Here is a 22,398-nt window from a genome sequence, read left to right on the forward strand (position 1 = left end):
ATGACAACCGCTTTAGACGAGAGCATCTTCGACATTTAATGCGAACAACTCGTCACTCTCGATGCAAGCGCATCGCTAGTAAGACACGGTCAAGCAATTAAAAATTAAGAATATTTTCTGTGTTTATCCGGTGACTCCGTTCACAGAAGTTGCATCCCATATTGGCGATTTACCTGTCTTTGGATCATAGCTAATTCACCGTGTTGTAAAAATAATGAAACGAGATATTCGTAACGTTCGCTGCCGAACGTGCTGATTTGGCTCCGAGCAGCAAGGATGACGCCTACGCTGTACCCATAAAAAGGAACATAAAATGAATAGCTTAAAGATCACTGTTGCGCTCGCAGCAGGAACGTTACTCTCTGCACCCATTGCGAATGCTGAAACACTAAGATTATTGACTTGGGGTGGATATGCGCCACAAGAAGTGATTGATCAGTTTGAGAAAGAAACTGGCATTGAAGTTAAGGTCACCAAATCAAACAACGAAGACATGATTTCAAAACTTCGCGCAACACGCGGAGCAGGCTTTGATCTTGTTCAGCCCAGCCAAGACCGTATTACTGGTGCGCAACGCGATTTTGGGATCTATCAACCAATCGACATGAATAAAGTCGATACCTCGCTGCTTATCCCATCGATGGTTGACGCAACCAAGAAAAACACAGCATTAGATGGAAAAGTCTATGGCGTTCCACATATTTGGGGTACCAGCGGCTTAGTCATTAACACCAAAGACGCAGGCATCATCAAAGACTACACCGACCTTTGTAACGAACAGTTCAAAGGAAAGGTTTCTTACCGTCTTAAACGTCCTACCTTGATCGGTTTTGCATTCGCCATGGGTGAAGACCCGTTTGCTGCATACAACAATCCAGAAGAGTACAAAGCCATTTTGGATAAAGTCGAAGCCAAATTGGTCGCATGTAAGCCAAACGTAAAAGCATATTGGTCAGGTGGTGATGAATTGCTCAACCTTGTGCGTTCGGGCGAAGTTGTAGGCGCAATGGCATGGGATGCTGGCGGCTGGAAGGTCAATCGTGACAATCAGGACATCAATTTTGTCGCGCCAGCATCAGGCGCTCTAGGTTGGATTGATACTTTTGCGATTCCGAAAAAATCCAAAGCTGTTGATGCGGCATATCAATGGATAAACTTTGTAAACCAACCAGAAGTGGCAGCAAAAATCACTGAGTCCGCTGGTAATTTCACTGCATCGAAGGGCGCAGATAACTTTGTCAACGATACTGCCAAGGCACAGTTCCAAGCCAGCTTCCCTCAAGCAGATATCGATAACATCAAATGGTATCCGACCGTGCCTGCTGGGTTAGAGGAAATGGAAGGTTTAGTTCTCGACCGAGTCAAAGCAGCCAACTAATTTCACTATTTCCTATCACGGCCTGTGGCTCACACAGGCCGTTTTTATCACATTCTTAATCGTCAAGCCGTTAGTCAAGCCGGTAAGAATAGTGACTAGAACAAACCTACTGGCGGTACGCTCATGGATGAACAACAAATTCCGGATCTTGAATGTCGGGCACTTACCAAATCCTTCGCTGATTTCACAGCGGTTAACAACATAGACTTTACTGTACCAAATGGCAGTTTCTTCTCCATTCTTGGTCCATCCGGATGCGGTAAAACCACTCTCTTACGCATGTTAGCGGGCTTCGAGCAAGCCACCAGCGGCGACATTTTCATTAAAGGTAAACGAGTAAACGACATCAGCCCCAATCGTCGCCCCGTCAATATGGTGTTTCAGCATTTGGCGCTGTTTCCAACCATGACAGTGGCAGAGAACATTGCTTACGGCCTTCGCCGCCGCAAAACGCCCACCTCTGAAATCAATAAAAAAGTCGATGAAGTGCTCGCACGCGTCGGCCTTTCAGGCAGTGGCCCAAAGCAAATTTCACAACTGTCAGGCGGTCAGAAACAACGTATAGCAATCGCTCGCTGTTTGGTGCTCAACCCTGATGTATTGCTTCTTGATGAACCTCTCGGCGCACTGGATTTAAAATTGCGCGAGCAAATGAAAGTCGAGCTGAAGCATTTGCAGCAAGAATTTGGTACCACTTTTGTCTACATCACCCATGACCAATCAGAAGCGCTGGTAATGTCTGATCAAGTTGCTGTCATGAATCAGGGTGAGTTTGAACAGGTTGGGACGCCACAAGATCTTTACTATTCACCCGCCACAGCATTTGTTGCCAAATTCGTGGGCGAAAACAATCAGCGCTCAGGCACAGTAACGGCAATCAATGGCAACATCGTGACTTTAACTGGCGAAGGCGGCGACATCATGCAGGCAACGGCAGGAAGCCCATTGCGTGTTGGTGAACGTTCCGATGTATTTGTCCGCCCAGAAGCCATCAGCATTGCCTTGCCCGACGCCAAACCGACCCATGCTGACAATGGCTTTGATGTCGCAGTAAAAGAAATTCTGTTTGACGGCTCTCGCAGCCAACTGGTGGTGGATTGCCCACAACACCAAACACAGTTTTCTGTGCAACTGCCGCAAACCGAAGCATTCCGTCAGGTTCGTCCTGGAGACACCCTTTTTGTTCATTGGCAGGCGCAGTTATCACGTTGTTTGCCGTCGATGAAATAGGAGAAAACCATGATTGAACGAGGCAATCGGCTAGCTCTGTTTCTGTTGCTTACGCCTTTTTTGCTCTGGCTGTTGCTGCTGATCATCTTGCCCCATATGCAGATGTTTTCCATCTCTATCCATGATCGCGCGGTTGGCGGTGCCACCGTGTTGAGCATGGAAAACTACACCACATTCTTTAGTGAGCCACTGTATTGGCGCACATTTATGCGCACCGCTGTGATGTCTTTGCTTGCAACCATTTTGACCTTAGTCATCGCGTTCCCCATCGCTTTTTACATTGCCAAGGTGTGTCAGGGAAAAGCTAAGAGCCTTTTGTTTGTTGCTTGTTTACTGCCATTTTGGGTCAGTGAACTGGTGCGCTCATATGGTTGGATGATATTACTCCGTGAGTCTGGGTTAGTGAGTGGATTTCTTCAAGCGATTGGCGTCGTCGATCAACCGATTGAATTACTGTACAACGACGCCACCATCATGGTGGGCCTAGTTTACACCTCTATGTTATTTATGGTGGTGCCACTCATTACAACACTCGACAGTTTGGACAATAGCCTAATAGAAGCTGGATATGACTTGGGCGGAAGCAGTTGGGATGTCATGCGAGAGGTGGTTATACCCCATGCCATGAGCGGCATCGTTGCTGGGTGTATTGTTGTATTTATGCTTACCCTCGGCAACTATCTCACCCCAACATTACTGGGCGGCAAAGATAGCCTTTGGTTTACCGAGCAAATCTTTACCCAATTCATTACCCGCTTTAATTGGGAACAAGGTTCAGCATTCGGCATTTTGCTGTTGGCGCTTTCATCATTGATGGTTTGGGGCGGCTTAAAGCTAACTCGCCAATCCTTCGTCAAGACTATGGGGTGACAAAATGATCCCTTCACTACCTACCAACAAATCATTCAGTCGTGTCTATCAAGCCTATGTGGCGTTGTTCTTTCTGTTTCTGATGCTGCCACTGGTCGTCGTGGCCGTGTTTGCCTTTAACGACAGTTTGTTTCCATCACTACCCTGGAACGGATTTACGATTGACTGGTTCACCGGAACACAAGCTCCCAAACTTGGCGTGTTCAACGACAGAGAACTCACTGATGGTATTGGTGTTAGTCTGTTTGTGGCTGTTGCAGTCACTCTCTGTTCACTAGTTTTCGCGACCACCAACGCTTTTTTGTTCGAACGATTCGATTTTCGCTTCAAAGGATTTTGCTACGTGCTCTTGTTATTACCCTTAGTCATTCCGGGGGTGATCTTAGGGGTGTCAATTTTGTTGATGAGTAGCACCATCGCCAATGGAATAGAAGATAATATTGGTTGGGACATAGAATGGATGCGACCAGGGTTAGTGCTGGTCGTATTGGGCCAGTTTGCCTTTATTACGACCATCTGCACCTTGGTCATCGCAGCACGTTTGCGTAAATTTGATCTCAGCCTAGAGGAAGCCGCCCTCAACCTTGGTGCCACGAAGACAGAAGCTGTCTTCACCATCACACTGCCTTTCTTACGACCGGCATTAATAGGTGCAGGGATCATCGCGTTTTTGATGTCGTTTGAGAACTTTAACACCACCTTAATGCTAGTGGGTTCAGACGCGCCACTCACCATTGCCATGTTTGACCGACTTAGAGAAGGCTCAACGCCCGTGATCAATGCAGTGTCTCTGCTCTTGATGGTGGCTTCAGGATTACTTGCGCTTGCCAGTATTTGGGTGTCATCTCGAGGCAATCACGCCGACTGACAAAGGAGAACCCTTCGAGGGTTCTCTTTATCAGATCGTCCCTGACTTGAAATTAAAACCGAGACCCCGGTTGTTCCAAAAATGCGAGTTCTTCTGGCGTGCTTTCGCGGCCCAAAATGGCGTTACGATGAGGGTAGCGACCAAAGCGATCAATAATGGCTTTATGGCGAACCTCAAACTCATAATTGTCTTCAAGCCCCACCTGATTGAAAAGCCGCAATGCTTCTTCATGAATCAACGCGGATTCACTGTGCATATAAGGCATATAAAGAAAGCTTCGTTGGAGCGGGGGAAGTTCTCTGTCAATCCCTAAAGAAACCGCCTCCTGTGCCAACGCCAAGGCCAGCGGATCTTGAGAAAATGCCCTTGGCGTATCTCGATGAATATTGCGGGAAAACTGGTCCAGTACGATGATTTCAGCAAGACGCCCCGTTGGTTCTTCTCGCCAATTAAAATACTCTGCCCGCGATGCAGCTTCCAACACTCCCGAAAAACGCGATTCAATGCGTTGATCAACACTTTCATCTTTAGCAAAACATTGCTTTAAGGTCAGTTCTTCGAACCAAAATGTCAGCACTTTTCTATACATTGCCACTCTCCCTGCCATTATTCGACGAATGTCCTCGACGTTCAGCTTAGTGTAAACCGGCAATTTGTACTGTCACATGCCAGATAATTTGATACGTGTTCTACGGTACTTCGGTTCGCCAAAAGCAAGTTGTCATTCTAACAAGCGAGATAGTTAAAAACATGTCTTAGGACGCAAGTGAAAAAGTGGTCTAAAAAGAAAATGGCACTTTGATCGTGGAAATCAAAAAGATTCTCTCAGTTCAGTTTACGAGGCCCTCGATAAAATGAGAAAGCTTATCCTGCTCAGTCCGGTCTTTGGAGGTAGTCAATCTCATCAAGCGACCTAGTTACGCTTTAGCATCAACCAAGAAGGATACAAAATGGACGTTGTTACCCATTGGGCGTCACGCATACTCGAGATAAGCGCGGCACTGTTCGTGTTTTTTATCGGCTGCGGACTATTAGCGATTATCTACATTTATATTCGAGATGTAACCCAAACCAAGCAGGCCATACGCAGAAACTATCCTGTAATTGGGCGATTCCGTTACTGGTTTGAACACATGGGTGAATTCTTCCGCCAATACTTTTTCGCACAGGATCGTGAAGAGCTCCCTTTTGATCGTGCGCATCGCAGTTGGGTATACCGAGCAGCCAAAAACGTAGATAGCACCGTTGCATTTGGTTCAACCCGACCACTGAATCAACCAGGCGATATCATATTCCTTAACTGTCCGTTTCCAACACTGACAGAAGATACAGCCCCCGCCAGTGAAGTGACAATTGGCGAAAGCGTCGCGCGTAAGCCTTTTACCACGTCAAGCTTCTTCAACATTTCAGGTATGAGTTTCGGTGCACTGAGCGTACCTGCGGTGTTGTCTCTTTCCAAAGGCGCTAAAAAAGCAGGAATTTGGATGAATACCGGTGAAGGCGGTTTATCGCCTTACCACCTAGAAGGCGGCGCTGACATCATATTTCAAATTGGCACCGCTAAATACGGCGTACGCGATGAAAACGGCAACCTCAGTGATGAGAAGCTTAAAGAAATCGCGGCGCACGACCAAGTCCGTATGTTCGAAATCAAAATGAGTCAGGGTGCGAAGCCAGGTAAAGGTGGCATTCTCCCTGGAAACAAAGTCAATGCAGAAATATCTGCCATTCGGGGCATACCGGAAGGGCAAGATTCCATCAGCCCCAATGGTCACACTGACATTCAAAGCATTGATGAATTGTTAGATATGATCGCCAGAGTACGAGAAGTCACAGGAAAGCCAGTGGGCTTCAAAGCAGTGATTGGTGCATACGGTTGGCTAGATGATTTAATGGAAGCGATTCATGCCCGAGGTATTAAGTCGGCCCCCGACTTTATTACGCTTGACTCTGCAGATGGGGGAACTGGTGCTGCACCACAATCACTCATGGATTACATGGGGCTCCCTATCAAACGTAGTCTGCCGTTATTGGTCGACATTCTGAACAGTTATGGCCTGAAACAACGCATTAAAGTGATCGTCTCCGGCAAGCTCATCAACCCTGCCGAAGTCGCTTGGGCAATGTGTATTGGCGCCGACTTCATCGTATCGGCTCGTGGTTTTATGTTTTCGCTCGGTTGTATTCAAGCACTACAATGCAACAAAAACACCTGCCCTACTGGCATCACTACCCATGATCCGAAACTACAAAAAGGGCTGGTCGTAACGGACAAAGCTGAGCGTGTGGCCCATTACGCCAAAAACATGATGTACGAAGTCGGGGTCATTGCGCATTCGTGTGGTGTAAAAGAGCCTCGTCGCTTAAAACGATTTCATGCCCAGATGATCAATGATCATGGCTTACCACAATCGTTGGACGAAATGCACCCACCCGCTAACGTAAAGTCTCAATACCAAAATTCCTCACTGTAAATACTGCATCTCGGCCTCCTTGTGGAGGTCGAAGTTGCTTACACATTCGCTCATATCACCTCCCTTGCCCGCATGAGTTCGACACGATCACTACAGAGGGCTCACTGCAGATAGAAATCGATTTTTTCACCTACCTTAATAAGAAAATCGAATTAAAGTTTTAAAAGGTAAACAAATACCCATTATCGTCCAACATATGAGTCATTTTCATCTATATATATGGATTTATTTGTCATCATTATGTGGACATTTTTGACAACTTAAATGAATATTGCGCGCCTTTTACGCCCTAGTTGATACAAACCCTCCATTTGTAGAAGTATGGGTTAATTTAGTTCCTTAATTTACGGTCCTAAAGACACACTTTATGAAGTCCATAAAACATAAAATCACGCTCTTCACTGGCATTGCCACTCTCGTTGCTATTAGCACCATGACCGCTTTTTCTCTCTACTCTTCCACGCAATTGCAAACACAGTCGAATGAACGAAATCAAGCATTGCTACTAGAAATGTTCAACAACGGGTTGCAGGCAGAACTCAGCAACGCTGCTGAACTCATTGCTGACGAACTTTCAGACAGTTTTCTTCAAACCTCATTACTGGCAGAAAACTTCTCTCGTATACAAAGTAACAACGATTCAAATACTCGCGACACACTCCGTTCAAGCCTAAACCATCAACTACAAGGTTTGCTCAACAGCAACGATAATGCGCTCGGGGTTTTCTCCGCATGGGAACCGAATGCATTGGATGGAAATGACAGCCTTTACGCTAATCAGATCGGGCATGACAGTTCTGGACGTTTTATCCCCAACTGGACCCGCGACGTTTCTGGACGCTTCCAACTGGCGCCGTTGACAGGTTATGCAGATGAATCCCGCGTTGATGGCGGGGCTAGAGTCGGCGAATATTACCTTTGCTCCCGCGACAGCAACAGAAACTGCCTACTCGATCCGTATGTGTATCCAGTTAACGGGCAGAATGTCCTGCTTACCTCCGTGGTATCTCCAATCAAAGTTAACGGTCAATTTGTCGGGATCACAGGACTGGATATTTCGCTCCAATCTCTTTCACAAGTGGCAGAATCGCTAAGTCAGCGTCTGTATAGCGGCCAAAGTCACGTCATGTTGGTTACTGATCGCGGCACTATCGCCGCAGACAGCGAAGACGAAGCGTTGGGGAAATCAGTCAAATCACTGCGTGGTGATGCGATGCAATGGTCAACACGACTGGGTCGCAATGGCTATCAGAGTTTCATCAGTGACGATGCTCAACGCATTACCGCGATGATCCCAGTGAAGCCTAATGCTGACACCGCACCGTGGTCATTGGTCGTGACACTCGACAAGACCTTAGTGCTCAAAAATGTTATCGCACTACAAGCTCAAGCGATTGAAGATCAACGCGACCAAACGCTAATTTCCCTCATGATGGGAGTGACCGTATTGCTGATTAACATCGCGCTGATTTGGATGATTGCAGGTCGTATCGCGTCTCCACTTCGAAGTACTTCGCAGTTTATGCTTCAAGTCGCAGACGGCAATTTCACTCGTCGGCTGACCCAAGAAGCAAAGGCGACAGATGAAACGGGCGAACTTGCTCGTGCCTGCAACACCTTCTTGGATCAAACCCAACAAGTGATCAAACAGGTGATTACCACCAGCCACGCGGTTTCTGATAGCACAATTCAATCTTCTGCGGTTTCTCAACAAACGCTTGAAGGCGTAAGCCGTCAAATGCAAATGGTGAATCAAGTTGCCACTGCTGCAACAGAGATGAGCACAACAGCCCAAACCGTTGCGGAACATGCAGAAAGTGCCGCCAGTGCAGCATCCACTACGCAGAATGCGGCAGCCCGAGGTCAGCGTATGCTGTCTGACGTTCAGCAAGCTGTCGTGAAGCTAGAAACTGAAATTTTGGAAGCGTCTAGTGTTATCGCCCGCCTAGGTGAAAACAGCCAAAACGTTCATGGCATTATTGATGTCATTAAAGGTATTGCCGACCAAACCAACTTACTTGCGTTAAATGCCGCTATTGAAGCCGCACGAGCGGGAGAGTATGGTCGCGGCTTTGCGGTCGTAGCAGATGAAGTTCGCTCTTTGTCACTGCGTACCCAGTCATCAACACAACAAATCTATGACCTCATCACTCAGCTTCAAGTGGATGCTAAAAGTGCCGTAGAAGCGATGGACTCTGGAAGTCAAAGTGCGCAAGGCTGCGTAGAATTGGCCAATGACGCCGCCGCTCAACTGACACAAATGACCGATGAAGTGGACAATATTTCTTTACTGAATACCGAAGTTGCCAGCATTGCGATTCAGCAAAGCATGGTATCCGAACAAGTCAGCCAAGATTTGGTGGAAATCAGCCAAGTGGTAACAGAACTATCAAACGCTGCAAACCAATCACAAAGCAGTAACCACCAATTGAAAGAAACCGCAGAGTCGCTCGACAAAATGGTCAGCCATTTCACGGTTTAATTCCCGCTTACTGAAAACACCCAAAGGGGGCACTTCGTGCTCCCTTTTTGTTATTACATACAGGTGAGAGTGCTTTTTACTTAACCCACACTCGATCACTCTCTCGCCTTTTTAGATCCATTTAACAGTTGCTTATAAAACCCACTCTTTTTCATTCGAAACCGCAATTTCCATCATGTTTCGTGATTTTTCCTTCAATAGAATCTCTCGCAATGGATTGATAGGAGAAAGACAATGAATAGGATACCTGCACTGGACAGTATTCGCGGACTACTGCTGGTGATAATGACCATCAACCATCTGATTTGGATCAGCGGTGGTCGAAGTGTACTTCAATACTTCTCGTTGCAACCTTTGGGTCAATTTGGTGCTGCGGAAGGGTTTGTCTTTATCTCGGGTCTTTTAGCAGGGGCGGTGTACTGCCGCAGTGAGTATTCAAACCGTGAAACAACCCAAAAAGTGTTGAACCGTGCTTTCACTATTTACAAGTATCACATTGCCAGTTTATTTATTGTGATGCTCTGGTTCTCCTTATGCATCTTTGCTTTTCCTTCTGCAGCCACGTCTCTTGGAAGTAGTTTCAATAATCTGTTAGAAGCTCCTATTGCGACGATTGCCCTGAGTGCCTTACTCATCAACAGACCCGATTTCTTAGAGATTTTACCACTCTATATCATGTTCATGTTGATCCTGCCGCTCGTGCTAGTCGCTTTTCGAAAAGGGTATTTATGGCTTGTATTGGCTGGAAGTGTTGTGGTTTGGGCTTTTAGTGGCAGCATTACTTCATCTGCACTATCTGCGTTACTTACATCCGTTGCACCCAATTTCAAGGCGCAATTTGGTTACTTTGACCCCTTTGCATGGCAGCTTCTCTTTGTCTCAGGCGCAGCGCTAGGCTTCAAGCAGCGACAAGGTACATTGAATTGGCATCACCCCATCATAACGGGTATTGCGGGCTTGTTTGCAATTGGCATGTTTGCAGCACACCACGGTACTTTTCTGTCATGGGGAATTCATCAGGGTGTGCTTTATAACCTCGCAGATAAACCCGAATTAGGTTGGCTACGACTACTGAATCTTGCCGCTTGGATTTACCTCATCGCTGTAGTTATTCGCACAGCTCCCAATGCTCTAGTATTCAAACCGCTTGGCTATGTCGGTCAATACTCGCTTCAGGTGTTCACATGGCAAACCGTACTGATTTTCGCCTGTGCGCCATTCTTAAATTCGGTCAGGCTTTCTCCTTACTACACTGCTCTGGTTTTAGCCTGCACCGCGACACTATGGGTGGTAGCGTGGTGGCAGGACAGTCGAAATAAAGCATCAAACACACTACCAAAAACTGCTCTACTCGCGTCCACATTTGCTTTAATTCTGGCCGCGAGTTTTGTGAGTACCAGACAGGACGCCTCTCCAGCCATTACAGAAGTATTGCACGTTAATCAAAGCTACCCTCTGACTGTCACAGTTAAAGATATCAAAGAAGACGATGCCGACATGATACTTCTGATATATACAGACGCCGATGATTTAACGGGCGCACCGAGCGAGCATTTCGGAACTTATACCACAGAGCAAATGCGCAATGGTGTTACGCTAGCACCGATACAGTCTGGAGACTACGCCATCTTGGTATTTCAGGATTTAGACAAAAACATGATGCTGTCGTTAAACGCTAGCGGCTTTCCATCGGAAGGGTTTGGCTTCAGTAACAACCCGATTCTTCAAGGTCCTCCAACCTTTGACATGATAAAGTTCTCTCATAACAAGACGCAGGCCAAGACGATCCATATGGTGAATATGTATTAGTGCCTCCAGCAGTTTCAGAAAAAAACAGACAAAAGAGAAGCGCCAACCAGCGCTTCTCTTTAGACATTTCGGAAGATGAACGCGCCTGTGTTATCGGTTTATCGGTTTAGCCAGTTTTGGGGCAAGCCCAGACTTACCGAGCTTGGTTTTTGCTGGCTTCGACAAACCTTTATTCAAGTAGGCAGGAAACGAAGCAAGGGAGTCCAACACTTCGTCTGGCGCCGAATAGCGAATATCAACACCATAATTAAACCCATAGCTCACACACACAACAGGACATCCCGCCGCTCGTGCAGCATTCACATCATTCACACTGCCTCCTACCACCATCAATTCATCAGGGTTTAATTGAAGCAACAATGCTGCTTCTAATAAACCGTCAGGAGAAGGCTTGGGCTCCTGAAGCGCGTCTCGACCAAGCACCAAAGCAAAGTGATTTCGAATTCCCAAACGAATCAATATGTCATTCGCCAACGACGTGGCCTGATTCGTCACCACCACCATTGGGACATTTTTCCGTGTAAGTTGACGTAAACACGCCTCCACGCCGGGATACAACTCGGCAGCCGCATGGTTACGCCGTTGATAGGCTTTCAAAAATAGTGCGCTTCCAATTCGAAAGAGTGAGTCGGGCACCACGCCGTCAATCTTGCGAGACAAAATACGATGAACCAACCTGTCTGTTCCATCGCCGATCCAGTCACGAACGAGCTCAGTGTTTAAGCTGGGCAGATGCAAATCTGCCAGCATTTCTTTCGCTGCCATACAGACGTCTTCGGCAGTATCAACCAGGGTACCATCCAATTCAAAAACAACGGCTTTCACCTCTGTTGCTGGCAACATAGGTCACTCCAAGGTCATGATTAGTTGAAGAACGCAGCCTTTAATGCACTTAGGCTTGCGCAGTAAGGGTTAGCCCTATCTGGAAGAGAAATACGTTTCGAATGCACAGTTTTAGGTCAACAGGAACGTTAGGGCTACGATAGGAAAAGGCAGCAGCCAATAAAAAATAACGTTGTCTTACTAATTTAGCAGAGTGGAGGGAAAAGCAAATTAACGTCGCTTACCGCATGATATCTATCTTATTGATTGTTGTTGAATCGATCTTTCGCAAACGGCTAACGCATTCAATATCAATAAGAAAAATATTTCGCTTTTTTTGTTTTATTGGGCAAAAAGCCAACAGTTTAATGACACCCTTCGTTGGCCAGTTCAGCCTCTTCTCTTTCTATTTTATTGCTCAGGTTGTGACGTTCAGACTCAACCTCTTAGTCATGATGCTGATTGGCTTCAATCAAGGGCAAAAAACATCAAAAAACGACAATTTCACCATCAATAATTACGTTTAGTTGCTTGTTATGATTTCCTATTCACGTAAACTGACCGACTTTTTTGACGCAGGAGAGTTCTAATGTTTATCGGCTTCGATTACGGAACCGCTAACTGTTCTGTGGCTGTCATTGAGAATGGCGCACCGCGCTTGCTTTCTTTAGAAGGCGACAGCCCTTTTATCCCCTCAACACTTTGCGCACCAACACGTGAAGCGGTGAGCGAGTATCTTTGGCGTCACTTTGATATCAAACCTAGCGATCAAGTCGGTGAGCAGTTATTACGCCGTGCTGTTGCATTTAATCGCGAAGAAGGCATTGATGTAGAGTCAGGTGATTTGCGTTTCGGGCGATCGGCACTTGCCACCTATTTAGAAGATCCTGAAGAGGTTTACTACGTTAAATCGCCAAAATCGTTTCTTGGCGCGACTGGGCTGCGCGATGTGCAGGTGAGCTTCTTTGAAGATCTCGTTTGCGCCATGATGTCTAACATCAAACAGCAAGCTGAATCCGACCTTCAAGATGATATTACGCAAGCCGTGATTGGTCGCCCTGTTAACTTTCAAGGGAGTGGTGGCGAGAAAGCGAACCAACAAGCCGAATCTATTCTCACTGCCGCAGCAAAACGTGCTGGCTTTAAAGATGTTCTGTTCCAATTTGAGCCAGTGGCTGCTGGCTTGGAATATGAAAGCACATTAACCCAAGACCGCACCGTTTTGGTTGTCGATATTGGTGGTGGTACAACCGATTGCAGCTTGATTCAAATGGGCCCAAGCTGGATAAACCAAGACGATCGACAAGCATCATTACTAGCGCACTCGGGCTGTCGCGTTGGCGGTAACGATCTCGATATCCATTTAGCATTCGAACAACTGATGCCGTTGTTTGGCAAAGGTTCAACACTGCAACGTGGCATTGAAATGCCTGTCACGCAGTTTTGGAACCCCATTGCCATTAACAACGTAGCAGCGCAATCTGACTTTTACGCTTCTGCAAACAGAAAAGCTCTCGAACAACTGATGCGCGATGCCACCGAGCCAGAGAAGATTGAGCGCTTAATCAAAGTCCATCGCGACACGCTTGGCTATCAGATCGTTCGCAGCGCAGAAGAAGCTAAGATATTGCTCTCAGAGCAACAAGCTGCAAGGGTGACATTGCCGATCCAAGGTAAAGAACTGGCAGTTAATATAGCTTCGACGCAACTATCGGATGCCATTATCAAGCCAGTGACGAAAATCGCTGAATTGGTCACCGAAGCGCTGGCGCAAGCTGAAACAAAGCCTGAAGTCATCTTCATGACCGGAGGCAGTGCTAGGTCACCGATCTTACGTGCTTTACTCGAAACCACCTTACCTGGTGTACCTATTGTTGCTGGGGACTATTTTGGCTCGGTAACGTCGGGGCTTGCTCGTCATGCGGCGACAAAATTTGCTTGATTGAATCGGCTTGCTCATTGCAGCAAGCCAATCATCAGGATCATCAGGAAGTTGAAATAAAAGCAGAAAAGAAACCACCCGTGCTGAAGGTTATCTCATCGAGATGCATTCAGCCGGGCGCTCGTCAATCAGGACGAATTTTCAACGGGTGATTTTTCACTCACGTTGAAATCAGCGAGAAAAGGCAGTGGATTGCTGATAAAAAACTCCTCTCAAAGTGGCTACTATTGAGTGGAGTGTAATTTATGACACAGTGAGCAAAAAATAGCGCGAAGAGTGCCATTTTGTGCGGCACACTTCTAAAATTCTCATCGCTAATCAGCCTACTGAGAAAACAATATTCAAGAGCTAAGGCGCACTGGCAGACGTATTGTCATGGCAATCTGAGTGTTTTACATCGAATTGCGTAATTTTCGCACCTAAGGCATCAAAGTAGCTGTAACGAAAAACAACATCATTCTCAAAAAGCAAAACAGTCGAGCGCGCTCTACAGGCATTGTTAGCAACAAGAGGAGGAACGACTTGCAGAAAGTAAGAAATATTAATGTTGTCGGCAACATCATCGACAATGGTGTGATTCAAGCGCAACGTACGCCCTTCATGGGTCACCGAATCTAAGCGAGTGTCCTCATCAACCATTGCGGGTAGATTGCGACTAAGGCGCACCGCAGCGGCTTTCACAAGATAGGGAGCAGCGTCATAAATGGCGTCTTGCCGAATAAGTCCGTAGGACAGCATACAGGCATCAAATTCTCCTAAATTGCTATTCTCGATCTGCGTGTTTTGATCGGCCTCGCACTGGCCTTCAATACCTATCACGTCACTCTGCGTTAACTCTGCACCGTTCAATGCCACCCAATCTAGAGGGGCACTCACACAGCCAACGAGCACGGTTGCCGTCAATACGTACGTTATTTGTCTCAATCGGCCACCTAAATTCCCTTTAATGATGTCGCTGAAAAACAACGGTACATCATACTATCCCTATAAATCACGACCATCTTGGTCGCTCTTCCACCAACACGGACATTCAACCTGCCGATAAACAACAGCGATACACCACATTGATTTTCATATTATTAACATAAACCAACCCTTCTTTGGGTTCACGTTATTCGTTTGATTCTTGGGTGACCAAGCACATGCGCAACAAAATGTTTATCATTATTGTTTGTCACCGTGACATCAACCCTTGATACGACAACATGAGCAAAGGTAACTTTCACTTTCTCCTGCTCTTTGGTGTACGTCAATATCGTAGGTAACAGACATAAAAAAAGCCCGCCGAAGCGGACTTTCTATCAATGCAATTTTCAGAATATTTAGCGCTGCGAATCGTTGGCTGCCGACTTATCGGCCAGAGCGCGGCTTCACCGTATCCCAAGGGGAAGTGCGACCGGAATCTGAACGTACTGGACGCGAAGCCGGTTTGCTATCAGAGCGGCGCTTATCACCCGACGAACGCTTGGCATCGTTTGAACGGCTTTTTAATGGGCCAGAGAATGTGTTCTCACTGCGACCATCACGTTGTTCAGATCGCTCACTTTTGGCCTTTGGTTTTGGCTTATTCTTTGGCTGATAATTCAACACAGAAATTGGCACTGGCTTGCGAGGTTCAAAGCCTTCAATTTCTCGACGCTCAATCAAATGCCCTAAACGGCTCTCAATCATACATAGGTTTTTGAAGTCATCTTTCGACAAGAAAGTGATCGCTTCGCCTTTCGCACCCGCACGCCCCGTACGTCCAATGCGGTGAATATAGTCATCCGCAGGGAACGGCAAATCGTAGTTCACGACGCGAGTCAGTTCTTCAATATCAATACCGCGTGATGCAACACCCGTCGCTACAAGGAATTTGAGGTCACCAGCTTTGAAATCTTCCAACAACTGCTCACGCACCGCTTGGCTGCGACCACTATGGAAAGACTCAGCCGCAATGCCTCGTTTACCAAGCTGTTCTACCAACTTAGCGGCACCGTGTTTGGTTTCCAAAAAGATTAACGCCTGATCCCACTGATGCTCGGTAATGAGATGGCTAAGTAGCGCTGATTTTCTGTCTTTATCAACGGTGGTCAACCATTGCTGGATCTCGGCTTTGCTTTGAGAGCTCGCGGTTGAAATTTCAACGGGGTTTGGCACCGCTGTTTTCGCCAACCAGCGAATTTTGTCCGACAAGGTGGCTGAGAAAAGCAGGTTTTGGCGTTCAACAGGCAAACGTTCGATGATCTTGTTAATGTCTTCGATAAAACCCATGTCTAGCATGCGGTCAGCTTCATCCAACACCAAAATTTCAATTTCATCAAAGTGGACAGCGCGCTGCGCATACATGTCCAACAAGCGCCCAGGCGTTGCCACCAAAATATCAACGCCTTCAATCAGGCGCTGTTTTTGCGCGGCGATTTCTTTACCGCCATACATTGCCATCGTGGTCAACGACAAGTTCTTAGCATACTGCTCGGCATTCTTTTCTACCTGCGCCACCAACTCTCGAGTCGGAGCTAGGATCAATGCACGTACACGCTTTTTACGCTGAGTTTCGCCGCCTTTTAGCATCTCTAAAATAGGCAATACAAAACTCGCCGTTTTGCCAGTACCTGTTTGTGCCGCAGCAAGCAGGTTCTCACCACGTAAGATCACTGGAATGGCTTTTTCCTGAATCGACGTTGGGGTTTGATACCCAAGTTCAGTGACAGCAGAAACAATCGGCAGGCTTAAGCCCAGCTTGGAGAATGGCATGAGAAATCTCGGCGTAAAAAGAAATGACAACAAGTATGGCAGATAACACCACCACAAAGGGCGCGCATTCTAGCACGAGTGATTTGAAAAACAGAGCAATGTCTATTCACGGACTTCTACACCACAAAAGTACCGCTCAGGGAACATCGCTTACACCATGATTTTCTCGATGATTTGCTCACATTCTTGTTGAGTCGCATAACGCGGGACGGGGTAGTTCCATTTCGTTTCTTGAATGGCATTTTTAGCAATCAATGGCACATCTGACGCTTGGATGTCGACCAGCGTTTTAGGTAAACCAAGCACATCTTGTAACGACACCACATAGTCAACAAACGCGACTGCATTGGTGGCTTCATCCCATCCCTCATCGCCAACATTAACCATTTTAGCCAGGTTTGCCATGCGGGACGTTGCATTCGGTTGAGAGAACCTCAACACATGCGGCAATACCAGCGCATTGGCAATACCATGAGGCGTGCCATATCTCGCGCCAAGATTGTGTGCAATAGCATGTGTGTACCCTAGACTGGCTTTGGTGAACGCGAGCCCTGCATAGTAAGACGCCATTGCCATATTGAGCCGCACCTTCAACGATTGACCATCTTTATAGGCGGAAACAAGATTTTGACTGATGAGCGTAATGGCCGCATTAGCATAACCATCGGTTTCCGAGGTGGCATTCACAGACAAATAAGCTTCAACCGCGTGCGTCAATGCATCCATACCCGTCGCCGCAGTCACCTGAGGTGGAAGCCCTGTCATCAAGACAGGATCGAGCGCTGCCATCATTGGCACCAATTTCGGGTCCATTAACGGTGTTTTTTGATGGGTAAATGGGTCTGATATCACTGCGGCAACCGTCACTTCAGAACCCGTACCAGCAGTGGTAGGAATAACAAACAGTGGCGCTGGCGTTCGCCACACTTTCAAAATACCCGATAGCCGACGAATCGATTTTTTGTTTGTCACTCGCGCCGCAATCACTTTTGCGCAGTCCATGGGGGATCCCCCACCGATCGCTAAAATACCGGCGCATTGTTCGCGCAGATAGATCTCTCGGCCTTCTTCTGCCATTGGGTAGGTTGGGTCGGGCTTCACACTGGCATAGCGAACGAAGCTCACACCGCACTGTGACAGGTGGTCTTCCACTTTTTCAACAATACCCACATCCACTAACGGCTGGTCAGTCACAATCAGCAATTTACCGAGATTCATCAAACCAATCGCTTCACACATCTGTTCTGTGCTATCTGCGCCAGCAAACAATGTTGGTCGAGGGATAGGGATCACGCTAGCCGCGACTTTCAGCGCTTTCATATACCCTTTAAAGAAAAACAAAGACGATTGACCCATTATGTTCGACACCTCAGATTGACTGTAGTTACAGCCTAGGCAACGTACGAGGTGGTATCTAGCTTTTTCCTTTCAAAAACAGCGATTCATCACGGTGGATGGTTAACTAATAACCACCTGATATACTCGTGACTTCAATCACCACACGTCAGAGGAAGACCATGGGGCAAACCACCAAATCGCTCAACGAAAAGCAGATAACGTTTATCGAACAGCAAAAAATGTACTTTGTTGGTACGGCAGCGCCGACTGGCACAGTGAATATTTCGCCCAAAGGTGGCGACTCTCTTCGCGTGATCGACCATAAAACACTGGCATGGCTCAACTTAACAGGCAGCGGAAACGAATCAGCGGCACATGTGTTACAAGAACCTCGCATGACGGTGATGTTTTGTGCCTTCGAAGGCTCGCCACTCATTCTCCGTGCCTACGGTCATGCACGTGCGATTCACCGCAACGATCCTGAGTGGGAAATCTATATCTCTTTGTTTCCCGAGAGCATCGCATCACGTCAAATATTCCTGTTAGATATCGATTTAGTGCAAGCATCATGCGGCATGTCAGTTCCCTTTTTTAGCTACGAAGGCGATCGTCACGAACTGGAAAAGTGGTCAACTAGACAAGGAGAGCAAGGTATTCAAAAGTACTGGCTTAAGAAAAACCAAACCAGCTTGGATGGCTTTGAGTCGCAGATCGCAGAGAAGTCAGGCTTAAAAGTCGAAGAGTAACGTTCGCATAGACGCATAGGCACATAGAAAACTGAGGGGGTAGAACCATTGATGTCCCTCTCATTTCACCCTTCTCGATCAACAGGTCAATCCGTTTCGCTTTTTGTTCTGTTTGTTGATGTTTCTCATAATAAATGCCAACAGATTCAATTTGCTTTGGCAGTATACTCAAGGCATATGCAGAGCTAGGTACATTCAAAATGAAAACAAAAATTATCCTTGATACCGACCCAGGTATCGACGACGCAATGGCCATACTGTTTGCGGAAGCAAATCCAAACGTAGATTTGGTTGCTCTTACAACGGTATTTGGCAACGCTGATATTGAAACCAGCACGCGCAACGCACTCTACCTCAAACAACGTTTTGGCATGAACTGTGATGTCGCCAAAGGGGTGAGCAAACCTTTGCTACGTGATCCCGTTGGTGCTAGCACCGCTGTTCACGGAGAGAATGGGTTTGGTGATATTGCGTTGGACGCGCCAACCATCGCAGCAGATCCTCGACCCGCTCATCAATACATCATTGATACTGTGAAAGCGGCACCAAAAGAAATCACACTGGTGGCTGTTGGTCCGCTGACTAATTTGGCAATGGCTATCACCCAAGCCCCAGAGATCGGTGACTTGGTAAAAGAAGTGGTGATCATGGGCGGAGCGTTTGGTACGCATGATCACACAGGCAATGTCACGCCGTTTGCAGAAGCCAATGTGCATGATGATCCGCATGCCGCTGATATCGTTTTTACTGCTGACTGGCCTGTCACCGTGATTGGCCTCGATGTGACTCATGAAACCTTCTTCTCAACGGATTACATCGACACACTTAGAGATACTTGCGGTGAGGTGGGTGAATTTATGTGGGATATTAGCCGCTTCTACTTAGATTTTTACAAATCTCGTATGGATGTTGATGGCTGTTTTGTTCACGACCCTTCCGCCATCGCTTATGTCATCGACCCATCTTTATTTACGCTTCGCAAAGGTCCAATCCGAGTAGTCTGTGACGGCCCCGCTGAAGGTTTGACCATACAAAAACACAAACCCACCAAGCACAAAACCGATGAATGGGCCGAGAAGAGACCACAACAAGTTGCCATTGCGGTTAACGATCAGGCAGTACTCGATGTGTACTTGGATTCGATGACCCAATACGGTAATCGTGAATCTTGATTCGTCGACAGGGCTGAACAAGGCAATCGATCTATCACCTCTCCAAACCCCAAAACGGATAGCTTTCGTCTTGGGGTTTGCTTTTTCTCTTCACGAAAAATAGAGAATCATGGGTGTGCAAGCACATCAAAAAATGAACTGATAACGCGTCAGGTGTTGATATGGCACATTCGCTTTTTGGATGCCGCATAAGGTGCCCCATTGCGGTTGATTAGGGCCATCGGGAAGATATTGCGTCTCCAGTGCCAAACCTTCATATTTGTCATACGCATGGCTTGCACCCGAAGAGCCATCAAGGAAATTTCCAGAGTAAAATTGAATTGATGGTTTGGTGGTGCTCACTGCCATAGAGACAACTTCGTCTTGCGCTCTAACCAAGGCCACGACTGCTTTTCCATCGCAACACGCACTCTCCAGGATGAAAGCATGGTCATACCCGCCTGCCGTCACTTGATCATCACCTTGCAAGAAGTCACGACCAACATTTTTTGAGGTGTTGAAATCAAACGTTGTACCCATCACGCTCAGCCATTCACTCTTTGGCGTCATATCATCGCGTGTTGGCAAGTAATGGCTTGCGCGCAGTTGCAGCGAATGGTCAAGACACTTAGCACCGCTGCTCTCCCCATCAAGGTTGAAGTAGGCGTGGTTGGTCAAACTGATCGGACAATCGGCATCACACAGCCCTTCATATCGAATTTCTACAGCATTGTCATCCGTCAGGGTGTAAGTCACTGTCACGTTAAAGTTACCGGGGAAGCCTTGATCACCATCACGGGAGTTCAATTGAAAGGTCACCTGTTGCTGCGCCTTGAAAACAATTTCCCAACGCAAAGTGTCAAATCCCTTTGGCCCTCCATGCAAGGTATTCTTGCCTTCATTCGAGGCCAAAATATACTCGATACCATTCAACGAAAAACGACTGCCTTTAATACGATTCGCATACCGACCAACAATCGAACCAAAGTAAGCGCTTTGCTCCAAATGCGCTTGCATATCAAGAGAGCGAAGCAGCACCTCACGGCGCTCGCTACCCACTGGCAAATTTGCACTAAGCCACGTCGCCCCCATATCCATGAATGATGCTGTCATCCCTCCCGCATTTTGAAGGTGCACAACCGTCGCAAGGCGATTGTCCGCAGCAGGATGCGACGTCATTGCAGCATGAATGTGGGAAAGATGGGGTAACATTTCTTCTCTCATTTGCATCAAGAACTCAATGATTAATGGCAATAGCGATACATTTTATCAAGCAGTTAAGTCCCAATTTCGTGATCATCACCCACAAATGTAAACGATTTCACCTCAGCTGGAGCGACTGATAATGAGAACTTATATGGCGTTACATGTTCTTCAACGGTTTCACAATCTCATCTAACCCTTCAATTTTCAAAGTAAGACAAAGCGCCATCAGCTTGCCAAGCTCTCCACTCGGAAATCCCTGTCTTTCGAACCATAGTAGGTATTCTTCTGGCAAATCGATAAGCACCCTTCCTGCGTATTTACCAAACGGCATTTTCATTCGAGCAAGTTTGAGCATATTTTCTTTTTCTAGCATGGGTTCTACGCTTTGAAACGGGGAAACAAGAGGGCAGTGTATAGGTTTACGGAGTTCAGATCCGAAAAAGCCAGCAGAACGACATAAACTCGTCTTGCTGGCGCTCTTATTGTTTTACCCGCTGTCATGACATTTACCGAATCACTGGGTGATTCATTCTGTCTTGCACACCTCACAGCCAAAGAGTTTGCTATGCATCCAACACCCCACACAAAAACCCAGAACCGCCTCAAGCCATGTCAGCATGAAACACATACCTAAAACCGAAAACAGCCATACACTAGAGAAATCGAGCAATCGGAATGCCAAACAGGTGAACCCCATCGTTGCGCCCAAAATCCAAGCAAATCGTTTTGGTTTTATAGGCTTCCAAACTGGCTTAATTTTCATGGTGATCGCCGTGCCCAACACACCGCTAGGACTGAGTGGTGTAAGCCCAAACAAGGCGGCCATCGTCATATCAAAAATTACATACGGGCCAACATAGAGAACAGGGTCCCACTCAGGGCGAACGACTAAAATGAACATAGTGACGGCAGAAAGGATATTGAGTAAACCCGCTCTGGCACGAGTCGCCGTTTCATCAATTCTTAGGTCGCCTTCACCTGAAATGTCCTGCCCCATCGCCAGCAAAGGTGTTGTAAGAAAGGTATGGTATTGTTTTTGCTCTTCTGTGCGCACAGATTGATCCTCATCCCTGAACCTTTCTATTAGTCTATACCCTGAATGTAATTTTGAATTGATATACCCAAACAAGCTGAAGATCCGGAATTTCAGGTTATTTAGCTATAACCCTTTATGTTCAAAACTCGGCCAATTCTTGCTCAGCGAGCAATTTTTCGCCCAGCATTTAAGCAACTTCTTGCTCTCCACCTCCACGAGGATTCATAAGTCATTGTTTTAATTAAGATATATAGTTGGCACACCCCTTGCGTTATCTCTTTCGTTGTAATCAAAACTAACGTCTATACCT

The 22,398-nt window shown here is 46.8% G+C and carries 18 protein-coding genes; 10 read left to right on the forward strand and 8 right to left on the reverse strand.

The features are described 5' to 3' along the window. The first annotated feature begins 313 nt into the window (after positions 1–313). The 4 genes from LRP50_RS15325 (at position 314) to LRP50_RS15340 (ending at position 4,346) form a co-directional block, all read left to right on the forward strand. Positions 314–1,378, forward strand: coding sequence for an extracellular solute-binding protein (locus LRP50_RS15325; protein WP_274165331.1), 1,065 nt, complete (start codon positions 314–316; stop codon positions 1,376–1,378). A 123-nt stretch (positions 1,379–1,501) separates the two neighbouring features. Beyond that, positions 1,502–2,608: an ABC transporter ATP-binding protein gene (locus tag LRP50_RS15330; RefSeq protein ID WP_274165332.1), complete on the forward strand. Its 1,107-nt coding sequence runs from the start codon at positions 1,502–1,504 to the stop codon at positions 2,606–2,608. A 9-nt stretch (positions 2,609–2,617) separates the two neighbouring features. Further along, a complete protein-coding gene (locus LRP50_RS15335) occupies positions 2,618–3,478 on the forward strand; it encodes an ABC transporter permease (RefSeq protein WP_274165333.1) in 861 nt (286 codons plus the stop codon). Positions 3,479–3,482: 4 nt separating this feature from the next. After that, positions 3,483–4,346, forward strand: a complete 864-nt coding sequence (locus LRP50_RS15340) for an ABC transporter permease (RefSeq protein ID WP_274165334.1) — start codon at positions 3,483–3,485, stop codon at positions 4,344–4,346. 52 nt (positions 4,347–4,398) lie between these two features. On the opposite strand, the gene LRP50_RS15345 is transcribed toward LRP50_RS15340, so the two are convergent. Further along, positions 4,399–4,935: a DUF924 family protein gene (locus tag LRP50_RS15345; protein WP_274165335.1), complete on the reverse strand. Its 537-nt coding sequence runs from the start codon at positions 4,933–4,935 to the stop codon at positions 4,399–4,401. 361 nt (positions 4,936–5,296) lie between these two features. Between LRP50_RS15345 and LRP50_RS15350 the strand changes: the two genes are divergently transcribed. From LRP50_RS15350 to opgC, 3 genes are all read left to right on the forward strand, one after another. Further along, a complete protein-coding gene (locus LRP50_RS15350) occupies positions 5,297–6,820 on the forward strand; it encodes an FMN-binding glutamate synthase family protein (protein WP_274165336.1) in 1,524 nt (507 codons plus the stop codon). A 367-nt stretch (positions 6,821–7,187) separates the two neighbouring features. Continuing rightward, entirely contained in the window at positions 7,188–9,302 is a 2,115-nt protein-coding gene (locus tag LRP50_RS15355; RefSeq protein WP_274165337.1) for a methyl-accepting chemotaxis protein, read from the forward strand. Positions 9,303–9,536: 234 nt separating this feature from the next. Continuing rightward, positions 9,537–11,111, forward strand: a complete 1,575-nt coding sequence (gene opgC, locus LRP50_RS15360; protein ID WP_274165338.1) for an OpgC domain-containing protein — start codon at positions 9,537–9,539, stop codon at positions 11,109–11,111. Positions 11,112–11,201: 90 nt separating this feature from the next. On the opposite strand, the gene LRP50_RS15365 is transcribed toward opgC, so the two are convergent. After that, complete coding sequence (locus LRP50_RS15365; protein ID WP_274165339.1) at positions 11,202–11,954, reverse strand: HAD-IA family hydrolase; 753 nt, start codon at positions 11,952–11,954, stop codon at positions 11,202–11,204. A gap of 568 nt (positions 11,955–12,522) precedes the next feature. Between LRP50_RS15365 and yegD the strand changes: the two genes are divergently transcribed. Further along, on the forward strand, positions 12,523–13,875 hold the full coding sequence (yegD, locus tag LRP50_RS15370; RefSeq protein WP_274165340.1) for a molecular chaperone: 1,353 nt from the start codon (positions 12,523–12,525) through the stop codon (positions 13,873–13,875). A 348-nt stretch (positions 13,876–14,223) separates the two neighbouring features. On the opposite strand, the gene LRP50_RS15375 is transcribed toward yegD, so the two are convergent. From LRP50_RS15375 to LRP50_RS15385, 3 genes are all read right to left on the reverse strand, one after another. Next, positions 14,224–14,799 (reverse strand): hypothetical protein, encoded by a 576-nt coding sequence (locus LRP50_RS15375; protein WP_274165341.1) that lies wholly within the window; start codon positions 14,797–14,799, stop codon positions 14,224–14,226. Between the two features lie 426 nt (positions 14,800–15,225). Next, the gene (locus tag LRP50_RS15380; protein WP_274165342.1) at positions 15,226–16,611 is read right to left on the reverse strand and encodes a DEAD/DEAH box helicase; all 1,386 of its coding nucleotides are present in this window, start codon (positions 16,609–16,611) and stop codon (positions 15,226–15,228) included. A 150-nt stretch (positions 16,612–16,761) separates the two neighbouring features. Continuing rightward, complete coding sequence (locus LRP50_RS15385; RefSeq protein WP_274165343.1) at positions 16,762–17,967, reverse strand: iron-containing alcohol dehydrogenase; 1,206 nt, start codon at positions 17,965–17,967, stop codon at positions 16,762–16,764. A 161-nt stretch (positions 17,968–18,128) separates the two neighbouring features. Here LRP50_RS15385 and LRP50_RS15390 point away from each other — a divergent pair, with 161 nt between their 5' ends. Both LRP50_RS15390 and LRP50_RS15395 read left to right on the forward strand, forming a co-directional pair. Next, positions 18,129–18,695, forward strand: a complete 567-nt coding sequence (locus LRP50_RS15390; protein WP_274165344.1) for a pyridoxamine 5'-phosphate oxidase family protein — start codon at positions 18,129–18,131, stop codon at positions 18,693–18,695. 200 nt (positions 18,696–18,895) lie between these two features. Next, positions 18,896–19,867, forward strand: coding sequence for a nucleoside hydrolase (locus LRP50_RS15395; RefSeq protein WP_274165345.1), 972 nt, complete (start codon positions 18,896–18,898; stop codon positions 19,865–19,867). A gap of 126 nt (positions 19,868–19,993) precedes the next feature. On the opposite strand, the gene galM is transcribed toward LRP50_RS15395, so the two are convergent. The 3 genes from galM to LRP50_RS15410 form a co-directional block, all read right to left on the reverse strand. Next, positions 19,994–21,058, reverse strand: coding sequence for a galactose-1-epimerase (gene galM / locus LRP50_RS15400; RefSeq protein ID WP_420791229.1), 1,065 nt, complete (start codon positions 21,056–21,058; stop codon positions 19,994–19,996). Positions 21,059–21,209: 151 nt separating this feature from the next. Further along, on the reverse strand, positions 21,210–21,425 hold the full coding sequence (locus LRP50_RS15405) for a DUF3820 family protein (RefSeq protein WP_274165346.1): 216 nt from the start codon (positions 21,423–21,425) through the stop codon (positions 21,210–21,212). Between the two features lie 153 nt (positions 21,426–21,578). Beyond that, a complete protein-coding gene (locus LRP50_RS15410; RefSeq protein WP_274165347.1) occupies positions 21,579–22,106 on the reverse strand; it encodes a DUF4395 domain-containing protein in 528 nt (175 codons plus the stop codon). Positions 22,107–22,398: the final 292 nt, after the last annotated feature.

This window comes from Enterovibrio gelatinilyticus (assembly GCF_028683095.1).
Lineage (GTDB): Bacteria > Pseudomonadota > Gammaproteobacteria > Enterobacterales > Vibrionaceae > Enterovibrio > Enterovibrio gelatinilyticus.